This is a genomic window from Sphingomonas sp. EU05-FHT14C10 (assembly GCF_058790595.1).
In genome coordinates this window covers 44,088-65,741 of sequence record NZ_JBYTEN010000013.1, presented here as the reverse complement: position 1 = coordinate 65,741, position 21,654 = coordinate 44,088, and the positions used below count along the sequence as shown (strand labels likewise).

Below are 21,654 nucleotides of genomic sequence, written 5' to 3'. Positions count from 1 at the left end.
CACCCGATTGCGCCCGTGACACCCCTCACCATGGGCGTCACGGCACACGCCCCGACGGGGACACGCATGACCGTTGCGCCCCTCCGTTCACGGCAAAATGCAGGACGCCCGCTCCACCGGCCGGCGCCAGCGGCCAGCGCATCGACGAGCCGGCGAGGACATAACCCAGCAATCCTCTCGCCATCGCTTCGCGGTCATTTGAAAAGCCGGCGTCGACGAGGCGCGCATGCCCCGTCCCATCGTTACGGATTTCAATGAAACGCTGGCCATCGCTCGCGACGATCGCGCAACTGAGCCTGGGAGCTGCGGCGGCCGGGGCCGGCGCGCCCGGGGGCGACAGCCCCGGCCCGTAGCTGAACAGCGGAACGGCGTAACGCATGCGGAACCGGATGCGGGGACCCGCCTGGGCCTGCTCAGTCGCTGGCGGGAGCTCGTCGATGATCACCCGGTAGGCACGCTCGCCCTGCGGCGAAAATCCGGATGCCTTGGTCAGCCGGACAAGCTGCCTCTGCCCCGGCGCGATCCGAACGACCGGCGGCGTGGCGATGATTTCGGACTGGGTCGCCAGATGCTCGTCAAATCCCGCCTGCGTCCACGAGAAGATACGAATCTGGAACTGGATCGGCGAGGTTCCAGGGTTTTCAAGCCACAGGGCTGCCGCCCGCTCCTGGCTTGGGATCAGCGGATCGATCGGCCAGATGAGCACCGGCCCCGATTGCCCAAGGGCTGCCGACATGTCGCCGATCGCCGCGGCGATGGACAATGCGCAGATTATGCGTAGGCGCGCCATCGCATCTACCAGCTCAAGACCAGCGTAAGCGTATCCGCGTAGAGACCCGCCGGGAGGTTGCCGGGCAATGTGAGACGGCCGAAAATCGGCAGCCTCACGTCATCGGCATTCGCGGTGGTCACGGCGATGGCGACGGGCTGGGCAATCAGAATCGGCTGGACGCATGCGGCGTCGCTGCACAGCGCATAGACGATGCGGCTGGCCACATCGCTGCCGCGCTGCAGATGGCGGAGGCCGCCGCCGACGTGCTGGCCGGCGTCGATCGTCATCGACAGCATGGTCTGCGGCGTGCAGCGCAAGGTGAGCGTCGCGGCGTTCGCCAGCGTCGCCGTCCGCGTCTCGGTGGACAGTGCCGATGCGGATCCGAAGTCGAGCGTACCGAAATTGCCTCCGGAAGCGCCGGGTCCCTCGATCAGGCATCCCGATTCCACCGTCGCGCCGACCTGGAAATTGGCGCTCGTCTCCGCCCTGGCTCCGACATTCGCGAGGCCAAGCGCGCCTGCCGCCACCAACCGAATTCCGATCGCTCCAATGCGGCCCATCGCGCCTGCCCCTCAAAAGGCGAGCGTCACCAGGACGCTGTCGGTATAAGTGCCGGAGACGAGCCCCGTCGCGCCGAATGCGCGGCCATAGACCCGCACCGTCTGCGCGCTCCCGTCGCTGGCGAGACCGAGGCTGCCGTTGATGGCGATCAACGTATTGCGCCCGGCGTCCGAATAGAGGCCGTAATTGACATATTGGCCCGCGCTGCTCGTGTGGGCCATGGCGCGATTTCCAGCGCCGCTGCCCTGCCCGTCATGCTGCCCCGCGCCGAAGCTGAGCGTCGGAACCACGCCCGGGCTGCATTGGACCGCGATGCCGGTCGTCCCACCGGATACTTCGCCGTCTGCGGTCGCGAACAAAGTATTGTGTGTACCGAAATCGATGGTCCCGAAGTCGACGCCCGTAGCGCCGTCATCGGCAGACTGCCCGTTGATGATGCATCCGGTCGTTAAATTGATCGTTGCGTCGATCGAACCGGTGATCTGCGCGGATATTGCCTGCGGTATCGCAGAAGACAACATCAGAAGGGCGATTCCAGAAAGACGAAACATATCATCTCCCGTTTTAATTTCACACGTAAGAGGAACTATATATTATTGCGAAATTACCCCTCACATATTTCCCAATTGTAAATTTGTTGGATGCGCATGTTAAAACGATCCACATTGGATTAAATAGATTCCTTTGCCGATTCTATCACGATGATTGCGATCACTGCTCCTCGTCCATAGCCGGAGCGATTTGCGCAAGATTGCACCATGACCCTCGCCGGGTGCGGACTCCACCTAAGTGAACGGCTTGATCCGAGCCGCTTACCTATGGCCTGCGGTTTCTCGTCGGGGATTGCGCGACACATACTGCCGAGCGGTGGCGGGCGGAAACCCTAGGCCGCCCTGCGGAATAGCTTGAGAGTCATGCGAGGCGGCTGCGATCAGCCGACGTCGATTGGATCGAGCGTCCAGGCGACGCGCTCCCCCAGGTCGCCGATATGGACGAGATAGTTTTGGAAGTGGCGGGTGGCTCGATGCGCCGCGACCGCAGCCTGGTCGACATAAAGCTCGTCAAGTACGAAGCGCCCAGGCACCGTTGGATCGGCCCATAAATCATAGCGCAGATTGCCAGGTTCCGCCCTGCTTGGCCCGACCAGATCCTCGAGCAGCAGGCGCAATGCGTCGACCCTGCCCGGGTGAGCACTGAGAACCGCGATGGTCTTCACTGCGCCTGTCATCGGCGGCATCCTCCCTCTGCGGCTATCGCATCGCCGGCGCAACAATCGGCGCCGGAAGGAATTGACCTTGAACGATGCGGACGATCGAACCTGCGGCAACGCCCAGCACGACCAAATTCGCAAAGCCGAACAGCACCGGCGCAAGATAGCGCACGACCCCGGCGTCGCCGAGTACGACCAGGCGCACCGGCGCTATCGCCAGCGCCGTCGCGCCGAACGTGAAGGCCCACCAGGACGGCGCGAACGGCTCCTCTATGAGCCACGGCAACAACCTCAACAGGATGAGCGCCTGAAGCAGGCCATAGCCGATCATGGCGTGGACAAGGACGGCTGGCGAAGTGGGCGCAACCGCGATCAGCGCGACCGCGCCGACGACCGGCGGGGCCAACTGGATACCCAAAGTCGGCCGCAGTACGGCAGCAAGCGCGGGAGCGGTCAGAAGGCGATGGAGCAATACTGACTCGATCGCCAGCCATCCGAAAAAGCCCATGCCGAACAGAAACGTGCCGGCATCAGCAAAGCCGAGCGCGCTGCCCGCCGCGGCGGCGACGAAACTCCCCGCGACGCTGGGCAAGTAAAGCACGGCGGTCGTCTGCGCGGGGTCCCGTCCGCCCCGCCACAGCCCGCCTGTCCGCCACACGGCGAACCCGATCGTGAAAGCCGCACCGGGCAGATAGAGCACAAGCGCGAGCGTCGACGACCATGGCGCCAAACCGCCCGCCACAAGCATCGTCGCGACGCCGGCAAGCCCGACGAAGCAGCACTGTATCGGATGCGCGACCTCTGCGCGGGCGGCTTCGCGCGCGAACGACCATTTGAGCGCATAGAGCGTCGCCACGACCAACCATATGATCAGTGCGGCCGCCATCATGATCTCTCCGACCGCCCCTGGAAGGCCCCAGGCGGCATGTGCGGCGCGCCAAGCGCTGGCGAGCCCGGCGAGACCGAGCACGATACCGAAGAAGGCGGCCGGCACGATGGGGAAGCTCAAACGCATCACCATGGCGATCGCGCCCTATTGTCCGGCCGCGAGGAGTTTCTCCACCGTCTCGTCGGTGCTCCAGATCGCGTTGGCCATAAAGCGATAGTTGATCAGCGCGGCGAGATATCCGTCTCCGTCCGGCAGCTTCGGCGCGGCGACGGCGTCGCGAACCACGGCGACCTCAAAGCCGGTCTCGAGCAGGTCGCGCATGTGCGATTCTACGCACATATTCGCCAACATGCCCGCAAGGATCACTTGTCTTACGTCCTGCTTGCCGAGCTGGAGCTTCAGGTCGTTGGTCTGCGGACCATAAATCTTGTGCGGGGCGCAGATGATGGTCCTGCCGTCCTCGATGAACGGCTTGAACTCGTCCATGAAATCCGCGCCCGAGCCGCGAAAGCCATCGATTACATAGGGGCCGCGGCGATCGAAGGCGCCGATATCGTGCTGGAACTTCTCCAGCGGCGCCTGCCACTGCCAAAGATGGTCCCAGTGGTAATAATAATGTGGCGATACCGCGACGACGATGCCCGCCTGTTTTGCCGCGGTAAACAGCGCGACGAGATTGGGCACCAGGTTGTTCTCGGTCACGCTTTCCCCGACCGCCGGCCATGCGCGCCCGGTGGGACTCATCGCGTCGACCTGCGGATCGATGACGACAAGCGCCGTGCGCTTCAGGTCCAGCGCCATAGGCGTGGCCGGCAGCATGGGCGTGGCCGTGTCGGCATAGAGCGCAGCGGAGCGGGCCGAATAGTCCGGCTTCATCGTGCCGGCTCCACCGCCACCTTGCGGTCAAGGAAATCGCGGATCAGCGGCCCCATCTCCGCCAGCCGGTCCTCGAGCGCGAAATGGCCGCTGTCGAGCAGGTGGAATTCGACGTCGGGCAGGTCGTGGCGATAGGGATATGCGCCTTCTGCCGGAAATATCTTGTCGTTCTTGCCCCAGACGATGATCGCGGGCGGTTTTCGATCCCGGAAGAATTGCTGGAACTGCGGATAGAGAGGTACATTGGTGCGATAGTCGTAGAAGAGATCCATCTGGATTTCGCTATTGCCCGGTCGATCGAGCAACGCCTGATCGATCACCCAATTGTCCGGGCTGATCCGCGTCAGGTCGCCCATGCCGTCGGTATATTGGAATTTGGTGATCTCGGGCGTGACCAGCTTGAGCAGCGCCTTGCGATGCTCGGCGCTTCCATCGGCCCAATAGGCCTTGATCGGATCCCAGAAGTCGCGCAGCCCTTCTTCGTAGGCATTACCGTTCTGGATGATCAGGCCGCTAACCCGTTCGGGATGCTTCAGCGCAAGGCGGTAGCCGACCGGCGCGCCATAATCCATGAGATACATCGCATAGCTCGTCGCGCCCAGCTGCTGCACGAGCGCGTCGACGATGTCGGCATAATGCGCAAACGAATAGGTGAACCGGCTGTGATCGGGCGCGTCGCTTTGCCCGTAACCTGGATAATCAGGCGCGATCACCCGGTATTTGTCGGCCAGCAGCGGGATCAGATTGCGGAACATGTGCGACGAGGTTGGAAAGCCGTGCAGCAGCAGGACGACTGGTCCGTTCGCCGGCCCCGCTTCGCGATAAAAGACCTTCACGCCGTCGATCGTTTCATAGCGATAATGGATCGTCGCGGCGGCAAGGCCTGCGGCGGTCGCCGGCGCGGCAGGTTGGGCAGTCGACGGGATCGCGATGGACAGGGCAAGAATGGCGGACGCTGCCCCCAGCATAATTCTCTTCATGACAATCTCCCTGCTTGCCGTCGACGCTATCGCACCCCGTCGGCGGCGTTTTCGATGAAGGCGGCGACTTCCTGCGGGTGTGAGAGCATCGCTGCGTGACTGCTCTTGATCTCGACCAGCTTCGCCTTCGCTCGGGTCGCCATGAAGCGCTGGGTGGTGGGCGAGACCATGTGGTCCTCCGTGGTCAGCATGAAGCTGACCGGCTTGTTCTTCCACGCCGCGACGGAGAGCTTGGGCTGCACCGCGCCGAGCCCCCAGGGCACCTGGGCCACGGCCAGGAAGCGCGTGATCATCGGGTCGACATCGGCGGCGAAGGCCGTTGGGAATTTGGCCGGCTCCACGATGATGAAACCGTCGCGAGGGGGCAACAGCGGCGGCCCGCTCTCACCGGGCACGGGACGCGTAGCGAGCTCGAACACTGACTCGCCGACATCGGGCGCGAACGCGGCGATATAGGCCAGACCCTTGACCTTCGGGTCGCTGCCGGCCTCCGTAATCACCGCACCGCCATAGGAATGGCCGACAAGCAGCACCGGCTTCGTCGCCGTGGCGATGACACGCTTCGTCGCCTCGACATCGCCCGCAAGGGTGATCGTCGGGTTCTGGACGACGAGCACTTCATAGCCATCGCGCGTCAGGATGTCGTAGACGCCCTTCCAGCCCGAAGCGTCGACGAACGCGCCATGAACCAGCACGATCGAGACCGGCCTGGACGGAGACATGGTCTCCGCAGCCACCATGGAAGAGGGCGTGAGCGCCATGAGCAATCCCGCAAAAAGACGTTTCATTCGATAACCTCCAGATCTCGATGGCTGTCAGGCGGTGCTGCGACGCTCGAGCGCGGCGATCAGCGCCTTGGCGATTGGATGGTCTGAACGCGGATTCTGGCCGGTGATCAGCTCGCGATCCTCGATAACGTGCGGCTGGAAATCCGGACCGGTATCGACCTCGGCCCCGGCGATATTCAGCGCCTCGGGCATATGAAAGTAGAGTTTGCCATGAAGGATATTGTCCTCGATCGGCCGCTCCTCGCTCGCCGAGTAAACCGTCATCCTGTAGCCGGCATATTGCCACCCTTTGGCGAGCTCGGTTGCCTTCGCATAATCGCCGGTGATCAGCGCGCTGCGAAACTCCCGGGCGCGCGGCATAGCCGAGAGTGATGCCATCGGACCGTGGCAGAGATAGGCCGTGGTTTTCCGCCGATCATGGAAGTGGCGCAATATTTCGCCCAGCTCGCCGTCCTGCATCAGATCGACCACCGGCGCCTGGCCGCCGGGCGTGAAGAAGGCGAGATACTGATCGAGGCCGCCATCGATGATGTCGCGCAGCGTGGAAACATCGTTCATCGCCGGATCGTTGGCGAAAAAATCCTGCCCGCGTCTGTGCGCAGCTTGGTCATTGTCGAAATGCGCAGCCTGATCCGAGACGGGGTCGATAAACGGCTTGCTGCCGTCCGGCGTCGCGAACACGATAGCGTAGCCCGCCTCGATCAGGGCCATCACCGGCACGACCAGTTCGTTCAGATATTGACCCGTCGGTCCCGTACCGCCCCCTTGAATCTCGATCCGGGTGGCGTTCGATCCGACCACGAGCACCTTGCCCTTGGCCATTGTCCTTCCTCCCTTTGGTTGACACGGGTGCGGGCTTGTTGGCGAGGACGACTCAAAACACCGGCTCCATCGCGGCGACACCTGCGTAACCCCCCTGAAGGACGTGCGCGGGTTAAATGGGGTAAAGACCTTGGGTCGCCCGACAGCGTCGCGAGCAGGTTCGGAGACCAGGGCGAGACGAAGAGAGTGCAGTCGATATTTTACCTCGTTTAACCTGAAATGGCCGGTCGCGATGCTATAAAGCCGCTGAGCCGCGAGCCATCTGCGGTTCGGGCCGATCGGAGCAGGTTCCCCGGGATTAGCCGTTTGCGGAGCCGCTGCCGCCCGGGAGTGCCTTGCCGCGGCCGCGAAGAGCGAAACTGCAGTTCCCGAGCAGGAGGGCGTCGACCGCATCAGCCTTCCGCTGCTTCAGGCGCTCGTTCGCAATGTCCCGGCAACAGCGAAGGTCAATTCGTGCAGGAGAAGACCATGACCAAACATGTCTTGTTCATCGTCACCAACGCGGCCGTTATCGGTCCGCACAATCGCAAGACCGGATTCTTCTTCCCCGAAGTCGCACATCCCTTCGAAGAGCTGGACAAGGCGGGAATCGCGGTGGAGTTCGCTTCGCCTGCCGGCGGGTGGACGCCTTTCGACGCCTATGATGAGAGCGATGCCGCCCAGAAGGCATTCTTCGAAAGCAAGGCCTTTCGCCGTCTGAATCGCAGTCGCAAGCTGTCGGAAGTCGATGCGGCGGACTATGACGCCATCCTGGTGCCCGGCGGGCTCGGGCCGATGGCCGACATCCAGCGCAATGCCGATGTCCAGAAGGCGATCGTTCGCGCCTGGACCACGGACAAGCTCGTTATAGCCGTCTGCCACGGTCCCTGCGCGCTTCTCGGCGTCGATCTCGGCGACGGCACCCCATTCGTGCGTGGCAAGAAACTCACCTCCTTTTCGAGGAGCGAGGAATATGACTATGCGCGCGAGGATGTGCCCTACGAGCTCGAAGACGCGCTGACGGCCGAAGGTGCCGAATACTCGTCCGTAGCCAACTGGCAGCCGCATGTCGTGGTCGATGGCCGGCTCATCACCGGTCAGAATCCCGCTTCCGCGACATCGGTGGGCAGGGAGCTGGTTGCCGCACTCGCCCGATCCGCCGGTTAGTGCGCATCGCGGGTGCGGGCCGACCCGGCGGGGACGATGGAGCCGGTCTGTCGGCGGATTGGCCCAATCACCCCCGCCTGCTCGGTACGATCGGTAACCCCCTGCCCGCCGAAACAGGTAAATCATATCAGGCCGCCGATGCCGCGACATATGTGACAGCATCGCTTAAACCACATAGCCTTCCGCATGACCGGCGCGGATCGTGTAATAGGGAGAGGAATTTCCGCCTCGGCGCATGGGGAGTTCGTAACAGGATGGCGGACGATCAGGATCAGATCGTCGGATTCGGTCCGTTCAGCCTCTACAAGATGCATCGCAAGCTGCTCTGTAGGGGCGAGGAGGTCCATATCGGCGGGCGAGGAATGGACGTGCTTCTCGCCCTGGCCGAACGACAGGGAAAACTCGTCGGCAAGCGGGACCTCCTGCTTGCCGGATGGCCGGACACTTTCGTTCAGGATTCCAATCTCAAGGTCACGATCGCCAACCTGCGTCGCATACTCCGGCGACACGCGCCGTCGAGCGAATTCATCAATACGGTGATTGGACGCGGCTATTGGCTTGGGGCGCCGAGCGACATCGCAGAGGCCATATCCTCGGTCCCGACGGCGACCGCTGGCGCGGGACTCCCCGAAATCTCCGGCATCGTCGGTCGCGCCGACGAGATTGCTGCGCTCAGGCGCCATCTCGACGCGTATCGGCTGGTTACGGTGGTCGGGGCGGGAGGGATCGGCAAAACCGCCCTCGCCACAACGGTAGCGCGCGAAGCGGCGGCCGACACCGGCCGACCCGCCACGTTCGTCGATCTTTCGCGGGTCAGGGGCGAGGAATTCGTCGCCGCGTCGATCGCCGCCGCGCTCAATATCAGCTCGGGTGGCGACAGCCTGCAATCGCTGTGCGCCATCCTCTCCCGGCAGAAGATACTTCTCGTGCTCGATACCTGCGAGCACGTCCTCAGCGCCGTCGCCCATATCTGCGAGGTCTTGCTCGCGCGAACCGCGCACGTCGTCATTCTGGCGACCAGCCGCGAGGTGCTTCGGGTTCGTTCGGAGCAGGTGTTGTGGCTCGCCCCCCTTTCCGTCCCGGACGGCGACGAGATCGACGAACTCGACTCCATGCTCCGCTATGCCGCGCCGAAACTGCTGGTGACCAGAATGTCAGCGAAAGACGGCCGCGCCCTGCGCGACTCGGACGCCCGGCCGATCGTTAAGATCTGTCGCGAGCTGGATGGATCGCCGTTGGCGATCGAGCTGGTCGCACCCCGCGTCGCAGCGCGTGGCGCAGCAACCGCGCTGGCCGAACTGCAGCACGATCTGTTACAGTTACGGCGGCCCGGACGGGAAGGCCCTCGCCGCCACCGCACGCTGCTCGATACGCTGAAATGGAGCTATTCGCTGCTCACCGATCAGGAGGCGGCGGTCCTGCGAGCGGTCTCCGTCTTTGCCGGCTCATTCAGTACCGAGGCGGCGTTGCTCGTGTCGGCAAGCTCCTCGCTTTCGCCAGTCGAGGTCATCGATGCCATCGCGGGGCTGCGATCGAAATCCATGATCGCGGTCGAGCACCGCGACCATGAGCTTCGCTATCATCTGCTAGACAGCACGCGCACATTCGCACGCAACCTGCTCGACGGCTGCGACGAACGGCTTCGCGTCTTTTCATCGCATGCCAGATGGGCATTGGAGATGTTGAGGCTGGCGGCCGCAGATCGGCCGGCCATGTCGCAGGTCGGCTGGCGCAACGCATATCTGGCGTTGATCCACGATCTTAGAAAGGCGATCGATTGGACCCTGCGGCGATCAGCCGATCCGCAATTGGGGATCGAGCTCGTGGCGGCCGGGCTGCTGCTGTGGCACGAGTTGTCGCTTGGCGAGGAAATCCGGAGCAATTGCGACATCGCCTTGTCGGAGTTCATGCGGCTCGGTTGTCCCGACGCGTCGTTGAAGCTCAAGCTGGTCGTCGGGCTGGCGACGGTGAGCACATATCTCGCGACCGACCCGCATCATGCCGGTAGGTTGTTCGAGCAGGCGATCGAACTCGCGCGGGCGACCGGAGACGCCCAATCCGAGTGCCGGGCGCTGGGGGCGTTCGCCAGCTACGAGCTGATGCGGTGTCGCAGCGATGCGGTATCGGGAACTCTCGACGCCATGCGGGCTGCGGCGACGCGCGCCAATCACCCTGCCGCCATCTGGGAAGAAGGGCAGCTACGCGCCCAGTATGAGATACGGATCTGCGCCTTCGATGCGGCGTTAAGCCGCGTTCTGCGCTTGTCGGGCGAAATGCAGGGGGAAGCCGAGCGGGCGGCGCCGCGGTTCCAGATCCACCAGAAGATGAGCGTGCATATCCAGCTGGCCGCTCTGAACTGGCTGACCGGGCGACCGGGCGAAGCCCTGCGGATCGCCGCGATGGCGGCTAGCGAAGCCGAACAGGTCGAACATGGGCTCACGATCGTCCACTGCCTCGCGCAGGGTGTGGTCTGGACCCTTATCCAGTGCGGCGAATATGAAGCCGTGCTGCCGCATATCCGAACGCTCCGTACCGCCATCTACCGGCACGGGATCGCAGCGTGGGTTCCGGTCGCCGATACATATTCGGCTGCAATCGCGGCTTTCCTTGGCGAGCGGCCCGACCCGGCGCGCCTGCGCAGCGCCTTTTACGGGGTCCGCGCAGGCGCTCCGCAGATTCGGCACGACGCCCGCTACGCCATGCTCGCCGAGGCGATGCTCGCAAATGGCCAGGTGAGAGATGCGACGGAGGTCGTGCAGCACGTCCTCGACAATAGCCCCAAGCCTTGGGGTCACTCCGAGTTCCTCCGTCTGCAAGCCGCTGCCGAGCTGGCCCTTGGCCGCACCGAGCATGCGGAGAGGCTTCTTCGGTCGGCTATGGACTATGCCGGGAAAAGCGGCTCCGTCGCATGGTCGCTGCGGGTCGCCCACGACCGCGCTGCCCTGATGCACCAACGCGGCGAAACGCGCGGCGCGCATGACCTGCTCGCGCGGGCCTGTCTGCCGTTCGCTGATCAGGTGGATACGCGCGATCTTCGGAATGCCCGAAGTCTGCTGACTCGCCTCCGCGAGAGTTAAGCCCCGCCACGCGGCCGGACAGCTGCTCCGACATCGCCAGGAACGCGTCGGCGCACTCAGCGCAATTTCCTCCAAAAGTCTTAACTGTTTGACGTGCTTCCTTGATTGTTACCAGTCAGAGGTAGAGTCTCGCTCCGTCATGATGGTTGTTTGATGGGATGGCAACGTGTCTGGGGGCATGCCCCCAGACACGTTGGCCGGCGATCTCGGCAGGGGTCTCCCACCCAGTTTCGAGTATGGCCTGACGTGGTTGTAATCGTGTCGCCAGGCGTCGAGCACGAAGTGGGCGTGAGCCAGCGACGTGAACAGCGTCTCGTTGAGGCATTCGTCACGCAGGCGCCCGTTGAAGCTCTCGACGAAGCCGTTCTGCATCTGCTTGCCGGGCGTGATGTAGTGCCACTCGACCCGCCGCTCCTGCGACCAGCGCAGGATGGCCGACGAGGTCAGCTCGGTGCCGTTGTCGCTGACCACCATGTGCGGCTTGCCGCGCATCCCGATCAACCGCGTCGGCTCTCTGGCGATCCGCATGCCCGACGGCGACGTGTCCGCCACCAGCGCCAGGCATTCGCGCGTGTAGTCATCGACCACGCACAGGATGCGGAACCGCCGGCTGCAGATCAGAGTGTCGGAGACGAAGTCCAGCGACCAGCGCTGGTTCGGCCCGTCCGACAACATCATCGGCGCCCTGGTGCCCAGGGCGCGCTTACGGCCACCACGGCGACGCACCCGCAGGTTCTCCTCGCGATATATCCGCAGCAGCTTCTTGTGATTAGGCGTCATGCCCTCGCGAGCGAGCAGATAACCCAGACGGCGATAGCCGAACCGGCGGCGCTCTGCCGCCAGCTCACGCAGCCGCTGCCGCAACGGACCATCGTCCGGCCGAGACGACCGATACCGGATCACGCGGCGGATCACGCCGACCAGGTTGTACGCCCGACGCTCGCTCAGACCGTGATGCTCACGGGCATGGGCGACAGCATCCCGCTTGGCGCCGGGCGTCACCATTTTTTTGATGCCAGATCCTTCAGCACCACGTTGTCGAGCATCGCCTCGGCCAGCAGCTTCTTCAGCCGGGCGTTCTGCTCCTCGAGCGTCCGCAGGCGCCGGGCATCGGACACCTCGAGCCCGCCGTACTTGGCCTTCCACTTATAAAACGTCGCCGAGCTGATCCCTTGGCGGCGGCACACATCGGCCGTCGCCATGCCCGCTTCCTGCTCCTTCAGGATCGCGATGATCTGCTCTTCGCTGAACCTGCTGCGCTTCATCTTCGTCCGACTCCTTTGCGTCGGACTCTACTCAAGATCGGTCACATTTCAGGGGAGCACGCCACGTCGTTAAAAGCCGAGATCGACGCATTGGCGCCTCAAGCCGTCGGCAAGTGACTGGACGAAAGACGAGATCGTATGGAACACAGCACTTCGATGCTCGAGCGGCTGGCTGACAGCCTTGAAGCTGCATCGGCTGAGGCATCGCTGGGCGTGAGCACGCGCGACGATCCGTGAAATATGTAGCGACATCGCACGAGATGCGAACCGATCCGCGCAGTCTGTTCGCAAAAGCTGCATATTGTTTGGGCGCCGGACTCACGGTATCGCGACAATACCGCACGACGGAGGCGCCGCGCTGGCCGATCCCTGGCGGTGGTGGGTCCAAGGTCAGCGAAGTATCGGGGCCTGCGCGCAAGCGTGGGCCCTTTTGCTATGCCATCCTGCCGTCAGTCGATTGCAAATTCCCGCTCTCCTCGGTGTTCGCGTTTTATCCCTGAATTTTCTCCAATATTACCTGCAGAACAACAATATCGGGCTTCTCCGGGTCCGCGAACGCCGCGTAGACCTGCTGCTCGGAAAGTTTCGCTTTGAGCGCGATTTGCGCGATGCCGCGTGATCGCGCCACATCAAGAAAGGCGGCGCAGATCGCAGCGCCATTCCCCCTTTCCAGTGCGTCACTCAACGCAAGAATCTGCGACTTTTCTCCCCGGAGGAAGTGCGCATTCGTGAATGTCGAGCTTTTCAACTTCATCCTCAAATCGGCTGGTGCGCCGATGGCAGGCGCCGGATCGGATTTTACCCGCGCGTATCGCGCCGCTCTTGCCGTCCTGCGGCCCATCCTTTCGCAAAAATCGGAAGCGGAGGCCCTGCAGATCAGATCCGAGAGCCGCATTACCGTAAGCGATTCGAGGTTCGTTCCGCAGGCGATATCGCTTGTTCACGGGCGTTTATCTGGCATAATTCCTTGGCTATGAGCGCGGGCAAGCCATCCGTTTCGGCCATATCGGAAGTCCGACGCTCCGGCGCCGGCACAACGCTGCAGATCGAACACGCGCACGAGGCGTTTGAATTCAATCTAGTGATTGCCGGGCGCGGCACATATTTTCTCGCCGACCGTCAATATGATCTGGTGCCCGGCACTCTGGTGTGGATCCTCCCCGGGCAGACACATCGCCTCATGCGCTCACCCGATCTCGACATGTGGATCGTCACGCACGAACTCAGTTCGGTCGATGAGAAAATGCTGGAGGATATCTCCCGGCGACCTTGCCGCGTGCTGTCGACGCCGGACGCGGTCGCACTGGACCGGCTCCTTGCGCATCTTTCGCAGGATGCCGACGAGCCGCTGCTCTATCAAGCCGGATTAGCCTATGTGCTCCTCAGTGCCTGGTCCGCGACCCGGCACACCGCGGGTCCGACGTCCCGCCCAATGCATGCGGCCGTAATGCAGGCGCTGTCGATCCTGCGCTCGAACGCGGACGCGACGAGTTCCACGCAAATCGCCAAGATGTGCGGCGTGACCCAGGACTATCTCGGCCAACTGCTAATGGAGCATACCGGGCGCGGGTTCATCGAATGGCGTAATCTGACGCGCCTGGAGCGCTTCCACATTCTTTACCCGGAAAGCGGTGATCTTCTAACCGCCGCTCTGGAAGCAGGCTTCGGCAGCTATTCGCAGTTCCATCGTGTCTTTTCGGAGGTGGTCGGCACCACCCCCGGCGAATGGGCCAGGAGCGGCGACCGGCCGAGCATCGTGGCGCTGCCATCCACGTCCGGCAAAATCAAAGGGGGTTCGCCCGAAAGTGCGCGCATGCCTTCCTACGGCCTCGCCAAGGCCGTCTTCCCCACGGCGTCCCGTTGGTTCACGCCAGCGTTCGCGTTGAACTTCCAGCGATTGTCCTGGCCTGCCGCAGTCACCTGCCCTGCCGAGAGCGGGTTGGGGGGGGATTTCGACTGGTCTCAGCTCGCGAAACAGATCACGGATAGCTTGCGCGCAAGCGATCCGGAGAACGCAGCGCGCCTCGAAACCATGCTTGAGAACAACGACTTTCTTGATCTCTACCGTCGAGCCTATGGCTTCTATCTGGTCGACCTCAACGATCTCGCACATGTCGTCGGAGCATATCTCTGTATCGCTCAGGTGGTTGCACAGCGAGCGACGGTGCCGACAGTAGGCTATATCGATGCGTTCTGTGAACGCGTCCGCCTCGCGTTGAAAGCCAGCGCCACCTTCGCGAATGCCAATCCGGAAATGCGTCGGGTGATCGCGGCCACTTTCATCATTCAATCGGTCATACTGCGCAATGTCTTCGTCGCCGCGCGAGCTAGCGGCCAAGATGAGCTGGTTATGGAAACAGCGGATGCCGCACATGCCACCGCCCTGGCCACAACGGGAATCGACCTGCGCCTGTTCGACATCGACCAATCGGTAGCAGCGGTCTCCGCACTTGCGTCTTGATAATGCGGCGTCGCCATAATCTCCGCTTCACCTGAACATCCCTTCTTCACCTCGCGCTCTTTCCTGGAGCAGCCGGAGCAATGCCGCCCCGCAGGCCAAACCGAAAAATGGAAAGAGAATCCCCGCCACACGACAAGCCGCGCCTGATCAATTCGGGTAGCGAAGGTCGGGACAGGACATAGTCGCTTCCTTGCCGTTCCGCGCCGCAAAGGGTCATGCGCTGGGGCGGATGGTTGAACAGCTTGCCCTGACCTGCGTGGAGGCGATGATGATGGGAACGGGGCCATTGGGAGCGTGCAAATCCGGAGCGGCGGCCATTCCGCCCGCGCAGCGTCCGCTGCGGCGCGAGGTCGCTCACTCGCGGTTGCGACACCTGCACTATTTCGTAAGCGTCATCGATGCGGGAAGTATCAGCCGCGCCGCCGAGACGATCCACGTCGCCCAGCCTGCAATCAGCCAGCAGATTGCCGAACTGGAGCGCGACCTGGGCACGGCGCTTATAGTCCGCAGCGTGCGCGGCATCATGCCCACGCCCGCAGGCAAGACGCTGTACCGCGAAGCGCAGCATATTCTGCGCCGGATGGAACGACTCTCGACGATCCTGTCCTGCGATCAGGATCTCGAAGGCGTGGTCTCGCTCGGCCTCTCGTCGAAATTCTCCGACCTGATCGCCATACCGTTCATCAGGGCGGCCAGCGATCGCTTCCCGCGCATCAAATTGCGCATCTCGGTCGGGGATAGCGAGACGATCAAGGCATGCCTCGCTAACGGCAAGCTCGATCTTGCCTGCGTTTTCGAAAATCAGCTTTCCACGCGCTTCGAGCGCCGAGCGCTTTTCCGGCATCGGCTTTATTTCCTTTCCGGCGCACGCGCTGCCAATGACTGTGGCGAGGTTTCGCTCGACAGAATCGCCGCCGAGCGCCTCATTCTGCCGCCGGCCCCGAGCGCACTGCGTGAATTGCTCGATCGGGCATTTGCGCGTGAGCACGCAGAAGTGCGGCTCTCCGCGGAAGCCGATCAGGGACCGATGCTGCTGGAAGCCGTGCGCGGCGGCCTTGGCGCCACCATTACGCCGAAGACCCATCCCGACTTCGAGACCTCGCTCGCCGGCCTGGCCGCACCACGCCCGCTCGATCCGCCGCTGGTCCTCACATCCTCCATTCTGTGGTCAAACGACACGCCGCTCTCCGCTGCCTATGCCGCCGTGCGCGACCTGCTCAGCGAGTTCATTATCGGCCTTGTCGGCAAGGACGGCACCAACGGCATCGAGCCGGTGAGAAACTGACGCCCGCCCTTTCTCGGCGCGATGCGGCCCATCTCCACTCATTCAATACCCATGTCTCGGGAAATTACCGATGAATCATATTCTTATCATAGCCGGCCACGCCGCGATTGGCTTCCTTTTCGTTTTTGCCGGCGTTTCGCATTTTTGGCGTCTCGACCAGGTGTCCGCCCTGATGACGCAAAATGGCATTCCTTTTTCCCGCACCATTCTCGTCATCGGCAGTCTTTTCCAGATCGTCGCGGGTGGTTTGCTGGCGATCGGCCTTTACGTCATGCCCGCAGCGCTCGGCCTCGCTATCTTCACGGCGGCGGCAACGCTCATGGTGCTGCGTTTCTGGACGATGCCCGTCGGCCCTGCACGCCATGGAGCAAGCAACGCCTTTCTGACCAACATCGGCGTTGTCGGCGGACTTCTGGTCACCGCTGGCCTGGGCGGATAATATCAGCGGACGGATAGATCGCCGATCACGCCCTTGCCCGACTGGACAGGCGCCCTCGCCGTTCAGATGCTGTCGATTCCGATCGGGGCGCCCCTGGTTTCTGGTCCGATGACCGCCAGCAGGGCGATCAGCGCTGCCATGGCGCCAACGGTCGATGACATGGCCAGCGCATAGTTGCCGCCCAGGCCGACCGCCATCCAGATCTGGACGTTGGCGTTGGCGGCCGCGATGAAATTGCCTGCCTGGTAGGCGACGCCGGGGAAAGTGCCGCGAACCGTCGGCGGCGACATCTCCATGAGGTATACCGGCACGACACCCCATGCGCCCTGGACGCAGAACAGCAGCGCGCAGTGAGTTAGGCCGAGCGCGAACGGCGTGCTTGCGCTGTACCAGAACGGCAGGACCGGCAGGCAAAGCAGCGCTGCGAGGATGACAGCGCGTTTGCGGCCGATCATCTCGGATATCTGCCCAAAGAGAATCCCACCCAGGATAGCGCCGACATTGGCGGCAATCATCACGACGGAGATCATATCCGTGGAGAGGCCGCGCTGCCCCTTCAACAGAGCACTGGGATAAAGATCCTGCGCGCCATGGGCGAGAAAGTTGAAGGCGGTCATCAGCGCAATGGCGAAGAGCGCAAGGCGCAGATTGGTGTGCAGTGTCGGCGCCATGTTCACCTTGCGCGCTTCTGCGGGCATGGCCTGCCAGGCCGGACTCTCGGAAACGTTTCGACGAATGTAGAGGACGAGCAACGCGGGCGCCGCGCCGGCGATGAACATGCCGCGCCAACCAAGCGCCGGCATGGCAAGATAAAGCAGCGAGGCCAGCAGGTATCCGGCGGAATAGCCGGACTGCAATATACCCGAGGCAAGGCCCCGCCGATGCGCGGGAATGCTCTCCATGACGAGCGCGCCGCCCACGCCCCATTCGCCGCCCATGGCGATGCCGAACAGCGCGCGCAGGATGAGGAAGGTCGTGAGGGTCGGCGCAAGGCCGGAAGCAAGTTCGAGCACCGAGAAGCATGATATGTTGGCCATGAGCGTGACCCAGCGACCGAAACGGTCGGCGATGCGGCCAAAGATCAGCGCACCGAAGGTCCGACACATCAGCGTCAGCGTGATCGCGAAGGCCGCACTGCCTAGCGGCACACCGAAAGCCTTGGCGACATCGCTCAGCACAAAGGCCATGATGCAGAAATCGAACGCATCCAGCGTCCAGCCGAGATAGCAGGCGAGCAAGACATGCCGGCTTTGTGCGGAGTTGAGGAGTGACGGCGGCGGGGAAGCGGCAATCGTGGCCATGAGAGCGCCTTTCCAATCTATGCGTTCCAAGTGCTGATTGGCCGGATGGCACGGCGTGGGGGCACACGGGAAAGACCCGTTCGCTATTGCCCCATCGGCAACGCTTATCGCTTGCCTTCCAAAGGTGCAGAGCAATGGAGGTGCGGCGACGGTCAGTCGCTTTTAGGCGAGGCTGCCCAGGGCATTCGCGCCAGCGCGATCGGGAGAGAGCCGGGACGCCTATAAGTAAAGGCGATGGCGCCATATCGAGACCCTATTCGTGCCGCTTGCCTACCCCTGATAGCCAGCCTCTCAACTGCTCAGGTCGGGAGATTCATCATGTTCCACCCATTCAAGCTCGTGCTGGCCGTGGCGGGGCTGGCCCTGTCTGCGACGACGGCGTCAGCCGATCCCTACAGCGCGATCTATGTGTTCGGGGACAGTCTTTCGGATCGCGGCAACCTCGCCGAAGCGTTCGGCAGCCCCTTCCCCGACCCGCCAAGCTATCATTACAGCTTCACCAACGGGCCCACCGCGATCAGCTTGGTCGCCAACAGTTTCGGACTGTCGGCAGATCCTTCGCTCTGGCTCACCGGCTTCGCCGACAGCAATGGCCTGTTCTCGCCGGACTATGTGCCGGGCACCAGCTATGCGGTTGGCGGCGCCACCGCGCAGCCCAGCACCGGCAACGGCACAGGGGCGTTCGATCCGGCCAGCCTGCCCCATGCGCTGGCCGAGGCTGAGGGGATCGACGGCATCAATCTGCCCGATCAGCTTGCGGCCTATCTCGGCCATGCCGGCGGGGCGGCAGACCCGGACGCGCTCTACACCATCTTCATCGGCGGCAATGACATCCGCGGCGCGACGTTGCCGGGCGGCGGCGGCGCAGTCGACATCCAGGCCGGCGTGGCCTCCGAGCTGTCCGTCATCGAGGCGCTCAAGAGCGCCGGCGCGACCCGGTTTCTCATCATCAATGTCCCGGACGTCGGGGAAATCCCGCAATTCGGCCAGGAACATCCCGACCTTGTCGCCGAGGCGACTGCCAACACTCTGCTTTACAACAGCTTGCTGGCGGCTGGGGTCAATGACTTCGAGGCCGGCGGCGGGGTCGATGTGACCTTCTTCGATCTGCACGCGTTCAACGCCAACATCCTGGCCAACGCGGCCAATTACGGCATCACCAATGTGACCGATTTCTGCTACAAGAACGCGCCGTTCGACACGAGCACGACCGCCGCCTGCGGCGCCAATGCCGAGAATATCGACAGCTTCGCATACTGGAACGATGTCCATCCGACCCAGCAGGTGCACAAGCTCTGGGCCGACGGCATCTCTTCGGTGCTCCTGACCGGCCCCCAGCCGGCCGTTCCAGAACCCGCCAGCTGGGCCATGATGATCGTCGGGCTCGGCGCGGTCGGATATGCGATGCGCCGCAAGCGCCCGGTTGGCCTGCACTTCTCCTGAGCCCGGCCGATGATGGCTGTCCCGCCGGCCCCGGCATGACCGGAGCCGGTCATTACATCCAACCTGACCGGCGGAGAAACAAACCGTGCCTCAAGGGAAGAAGATCGATCAGGGCGGGATGAATTCGTCCCTTGAGCGCGCGATCGTCGAGCACGCCTGGCGCGATCCCCAGTTCGCCAGCCTGCTTGAAACCGCCCCGAAGGAGGCGCTTGCGCTCCTGGGGGTGGACGTCGCCGACGAGGTTCGCCTCGACATTCGCATCCAGCGGCGGGACACGCTCTACTTCGTGGTTCCGCCCTTGGCGGACCCGGGCGAGGACAGCGACAGGGTGCTTAACCAGATGGATCTCTGGCAAAGCGCGGAATCCTTCTGCTGGATCATGCCGCAGGCGCTCAAGCTCAGCCTGCTTGCCATGCGCCAATCCTACAGGAGAGCGCATCCATGACCGACAAGCAGGACTTCTTCACGGCACACTACCGTGCCCTGCAGCATGACGCAGCGCTTCGCAGACGCCTGATCGACGATCCCGTAAAGGGCCTAGCGGAATATTTCGGGTCCATGCCGGACGGGGATTATCGCATCGAGGCAATCGCGCAGGACCATGACAGGATCACGATCCTGATCCCCGCGCCACCACCCGGCGATCCCAGCGATGCCGAGATCGATGCGGCGAGCCGGAGAATCTTCGACCTGCTCTTCACCGACGGCGTGGGCGGCTATCTCATCCCGGACGATGGCCTGACATGGGTTCTGCGCGATATGCGCCAGACGTGGTCGGACGCGCATAACAAGCCATAAGCTGCGCCGATGGCGCCATCGGCAGCCGATATTGTGTCGCTTTATCTCAAATAGTTACAGGAACTGCGCTGCCATGCGCGTTCGCATCGGCATATGGCAACCGCGCAAGCGGACTGCTGATCGTTTGCAGGGATTGCCGCGCATGTCCGGCAGGCACGCGGCCAAAGGATGGTTATATGACCGCCAGATGCGTCTTTCGCGCAGCCTCGCCGACGGAGCTGGTCTATATCGCGACCGGCACGATCGTGGTGAGCCGGAGCAGCATCGCCGGTAGCGTCGGCAAAGCGCAGCTCGCGCAGGCCGTCGCACATCTGGAAAGGCGTTACGGGATACTCCGCGCCGTCGTCGAGGACGGCCGCTTCGTAGAGCGCACGGACGACCGCTCCGCAATCGAGGCATGGCTGCCTGCCAGTGCGGATGCGGTCGAGACGCTCTACGCCAGGCTGCTGAATGCGACGTTGGATACGGCGTCGCAGCTCTACACCGTCCACGTGATCGCTGGCGAAGACAGTCTCGATATCTTCATGCTCACATCCCACGCGATCACGGACGCAACCTCGCTGGTCGAACTGCACTCCTGCCTCGCCTATCTGTGCGACTGCATTGTGCGCGGCATCGTTCCAGCCCTGGAGGAACAGCCCTTCCCATCCCCCGTCGACCCGGCCGTGGACCGGAGCCTCGCCTCCCTTCCAACCGGCCAGTCGCAAGAATATCCCCGCTATTCGGGCACCTATGCGGAAATCCCGATGCGTGCGCCGCATGACGGGCTGCCCGTGCATCATTGCCTGGAGCAGGTCGTCATCGACGCCGACATCCTGTGCAGGCTGAGCACCTTGAGCCATGAGCGGGAATCTTCCGTGCATGCGCTTCTTCTGGTCGCCTTCGCCTGCGCGATCCGCAGCGAGGCGAAAGACCGACCCGGCCGGATTCTCATGCGGTCGTCGATTGACATGCGTCGCAGGCTCGAGCCGCATATTTCGCCGGATCTTGTCTTCACGGCGATAACCGGACACATCACCCCAATCCCCGATCTCGATCGGCCGTTCTTCGATCTTGCGAAGCTGGTTTTCGACGACATCCACGCCGGCGCGGCCAACGGCACCATCTTTCACGATTACGTGACCTATCCGAAGACCTTCGGCGACCCGCTTCAGCCCCCTGTCGCGCTCAATGTCTCCAACATGCAGTCGGTCCGGTTCCACTGGCCCCTCGCACGGCTCCAAGTGAACGGCTTTGAATATGCGCTGGGCTGGATGAAGAAATATCCGAACGTGTCGGTGACGGCCTTTGACGGAAAGCTGATCGTCAACATCGTCTACGTGGAAGAGTTTTGCGACCCTCGAATCATGCGCAATATTGCTCAGTCCGTCGCAAGAATCCTGACATTGGCCAGTCGTTCCCAGTTGCAGTCGGAAGCCCGGCCATGATCCACCAGGATGTGATGCAATGGCGTCTACGGCCCGATTTGGACCGGACGGTTCGCCCAAGCAGGCCTCCCCGCCAAATGGCAAGAGCCCACAATTTCATCGATTTTCGGGAAA

General features: G+C 63.0%; 20 protein-coding genes and 1 pseudogene. 9 read left to right on the top strand and 12 right to left on the bottom strand.

Annotation, left to right across the window (positions count from 1 at the left end):
• Window positions 1-37 precede the first annotated feature (37 nt).
• The 9 genes from AC3WT0_RS13550 to AC3WT0_RS13510 form a co-directional block, all read right to left on the bottom strand.
• A complete protein-coding gene (locus tag AC3WT0_RS13550; RefSeq protein WP_492753928.1) occupies window positions 38-763 on the bottom strand; it encodes a fimbrial biogenesis chaperone in 726 nt (241 codons plus the stop codon).
• A gap of 32 nt (window positions 764-795) precedes the next feature.
• Window positions 796-1,332, bottom strand: coding sequence for a Csu type fimbrial protein (locus tag AC3WT0_RS13545; RefSeq protein ID WP_492753927.1), 537 nt, complete (start codon window positions 1,330-1,332; stop codon window positions 796-798).
• A gap of 12 nt (window positions 1,333-1,344) precedes the next feature.
• Window positions 1,345-1,854: a Csu type fimbrial protein gene (locus AC3WT0_RS13540; RefSeq protein ID WP_492753926.1), complete on the bottom strand. Its 510-nt coding sequence runs from the start codon at window positions 1,852-1,854 to the stop codon at window positions 1,345-1,347.
• 410 nt (window positions 1,855-2,264) lie between these two features.
• The gene (locus AC3WT0_RS13535) at window positions 2,265-2,561 is read right to left on the bottom strand and encodes a putative quinol monooxygenase (RefSeq protein ID WP_492753925.1); all 297 of its coding nucleotides are present in this window, start codon (window positions 2,559-2,561) and stop codon (window positions 2,265-2,267) included.
• A gap of 22 nt (window positions 2,562-2,583) precedes the next feature.
• Window positions 2,584-3,564 (bottom strand): dicarboxylate transporter/tellurite-resistance protein TehA, encoded by a 981-nt coding sequence (gene tehA / locus AC3WT0_RS13530; RefSeq protein WP_492753924.1) that lies wholly within the window; start codon window positions 3,562-3,564, stop codon window positions 2,584-2,586.
• 12 nt (window positions 3,565-3,576) lie between these two features.
• Window positions 3,577-4,251 carry an isochorismatase family protein gene (locus AC3WT0_RS13525; protein WP_492753923.1) on the bottom strand — a complete coding sequence of 225 codons (675 nt, stop codon included), beginning with the start codon at window positions 4,249-4,251 and terminating at the stop codon, window positions 3,577-3,579.
• Window positions 4,252-4,304: 53 nt separating this feature from the next.
• Window positions 4,305-5,288: an alpha/beta fold hydrolase gene (locus AC3WT0_RS13520; protein WP_492753922.1), complete on the bottom strand. Its 984-nt coding sequence runs from the start codon at window positions 5,286-5,288 to the stop codon at window positions 4,305-4,307.
• A 26-nt stretch (window positions 5,289-5,314) separates the two neighbouring features.
• Window positions 5,315-6,076 (bottom strand): alpha/beta hydrolase, encoded by a 762-nt coding sequence (locus tag AC3WT0_RS13515; protein ID WP_492753921.1) that lies wholly within the window; start codon window positions 6,074-6,076, stop codon window positions 5,315-5,317.
• A gap of 27 nt (window positions 6,077-6,103) precedes the next feature.
• Window positions 6,104-6,979 carry a type 1 glutamine amidotransferase domain-containing protein gene (locus AC3WT0_RS13510; RefSeq protein WP_492753920.1) on the bottom strand — a complete coding sequence of 292 codons (876 nt, stop codon included), beginning with the start codon at window positions 6,977-6,979 and terminating at the stop codon, window positions 6,104-6,106.
• Window positions 6,980-7,366: 387 nt separating this feature from the next.
• Here AC3WT0_RS13510 and AC3WT0_RS13505 point away from each other — a divergent pair, with 387 nt between their 5' ends.
• The gene (locus AC3WT0_RS13505; protein WP_492753919.1) at window positions 7,367-8,044 is read left to right on the top strand and encodes a type 1 glutamine amidotransferase domain-containing protein; all 678 of its coding nucleotides are present in this window, start codon (window positions 7,367-7,369) and stop codon (window positions 8,042-8,044) included.
• Between the two features lie 254 nt (window positions 8,045-8,298).
• Window positions 8,299-11,121 (top strand): ATP-binding protein, encoded by a 2,823-nt coding sequence (locus AC3WT0_RS13500; RefSeq protein ID WP_492753918.1) that lies wholly within the window; start codon window positions 8,299-8,301, stop codon window positions 11,119-11,121.
• Between the two features lie 115 nt (window positions 11,122-11,236).
• Here the strand turns inward: AC3WT0_RS13500 and AC3WT0_RS13495 are convergent.
• Window positions 11,237-12,386 (bottom strand): annotated as a pseudogene (locus tag AC3WT0_RS13495) (IS3 family transposase).
• Between the two features lie 490 nt (window positions 12,387-12,876).
• Window positions 12,877-13,227 carry a helix-turn-helix domain-containing transcriptional regulator gene (locus AC3WT0_RS13490; RefSeq protein ID WP_492753917.1) on the bottom strand — a complete coding sequence of 117 codons (351 nt, stop codon included), beginning with the start codon at window positions 13,225-13,227 and terminating at the stop codon, window positions 12,877-12,879.
• Between the two features lie 132 nt (window positions 13,228-13,359).
• On the opposite strand from AC3WT0_RS13490, the gene AC3WT0_RS13485 reads away from it, so the two are divergent.
• The 3 genes from AC3WT0_RS13485 (at window position 13,360) to AC3WT0_RS13475 (ending at window position 16,571) form a co-directional block, all read left to right on the top strand.
• A complete protein-coding gene (locus AC3WT0_RS13485; protein WP_492753916.1) occupies window positions 13,360-14,847 on the top strand; it encodes a helix-turn-helix domain-containing protein in 1,488 nt (495 codons plus the stop codon).
• Between the two features lie 229 nt (window positions 14,848-15,076).
• Window positions 15,077-16,132: a LysR substrate-binding domain-containing protein gene (locus AC3WT0_RS13480; protein WP_492753915.1), complete on the top strand. Its 1,056-nt coding sequence runs from the start codon at window positions 15,077-15,079 to the stop codon at window positions 16,130-16,132.
• A gap of 70 nt (window positions 16,133-16,202) precedes the next feature.
• Window positions 16,203-16,571, top strand: coding sequence for a DoxX family protein (locus tag AC3WT0_RS13475; protein ID WP_492753914.1), 369 nt, complete (start codon window positions 16,203-16,205; stop codon window positions 16,569-16,571).
• Window positions 16,572-16,633: 62 nt separating this feature from the next.
• Here the strand turns inward: AC3WT0_RS13475 and AC3WT0_RS13470 are convergent, their stop codons facing one another.
• On the bottom strand, window positions 16,634-17,872 hold the full coding sequence (locus tag AC3WT0_RS13470; RefSeq protein ID WP_492753913.1) for an MFS transporter: 1,239 nt from the start codon (window positions 17,870-17,872) through the stop codon (window positions 16,634-16,636).
• A gap of 318 nt (window positions 17,873-18,190) precedes the next feature.
• Between AC3WT0_RS13470 and AC3WT0_RS13465 the strand changes: the two genes are divergently transcribed.
• From AC3WT0_RS13465 to AC3WT0_RS13450, 4 genes are all read left to right on the top strand, one after another.
• Entirely contained in the window at window positions 18,191-19,315 is a 1,125-nt protein-coding gene (locus AC3WT0_RS13465) for an SGNH/GDSL hydrolase family protein (RefSeq protein ID WP_492753912.1), read from the top strand.
• 118 nt (window positions 19,316-19,433) lie between these two features.
• Window positions 19,434-19,760 carry a hypothetical protein gene (locus AC3WT0_RS13460; protein ID WP_492753911.1) on the top strand — a complete coding sequence of 109 codons (327 nt, stop codon included), beginning with the start codon at window positions 19,434-19,436 and terminating at the stop codon, window positions 19,758-19,760.
• The gene (locus AC3WT0_RS13455) at window positions 19,757-20,113 is read left to right on the top strand and encodes a hypothetical protein (protein ID WP_492753910.1); all 357 of its coding nucleotides are present in this window, start codon (window positions 19,757-19,759) and stop codon (window positions 20,111-20,113) included. Before AC3WT0_RS13460 ends, AC3WT0_RS13455 begins: the two co-directional genes overlap by 4 nt.
• Window positions 20,114-20,289: 176 nt before the next feature.
• The gene (locus tag AC3WT0_RS13450) at window positions 20,290-21,540 is read left to right on the top strand and encodes a phthiocerol/phthiodiolone dimycocerosyl transferase family protein (RefSeq protein ID WP_492753909.1); all 1,251 of its coding nucleotides are present in this window, start codon (window positions 20,290-20,292) and stop codon (window positions 21,538-21,540) included.
• The last annotated feature ends 114 nt before the right edge of the window (window positions 21,541-21,654 follow it).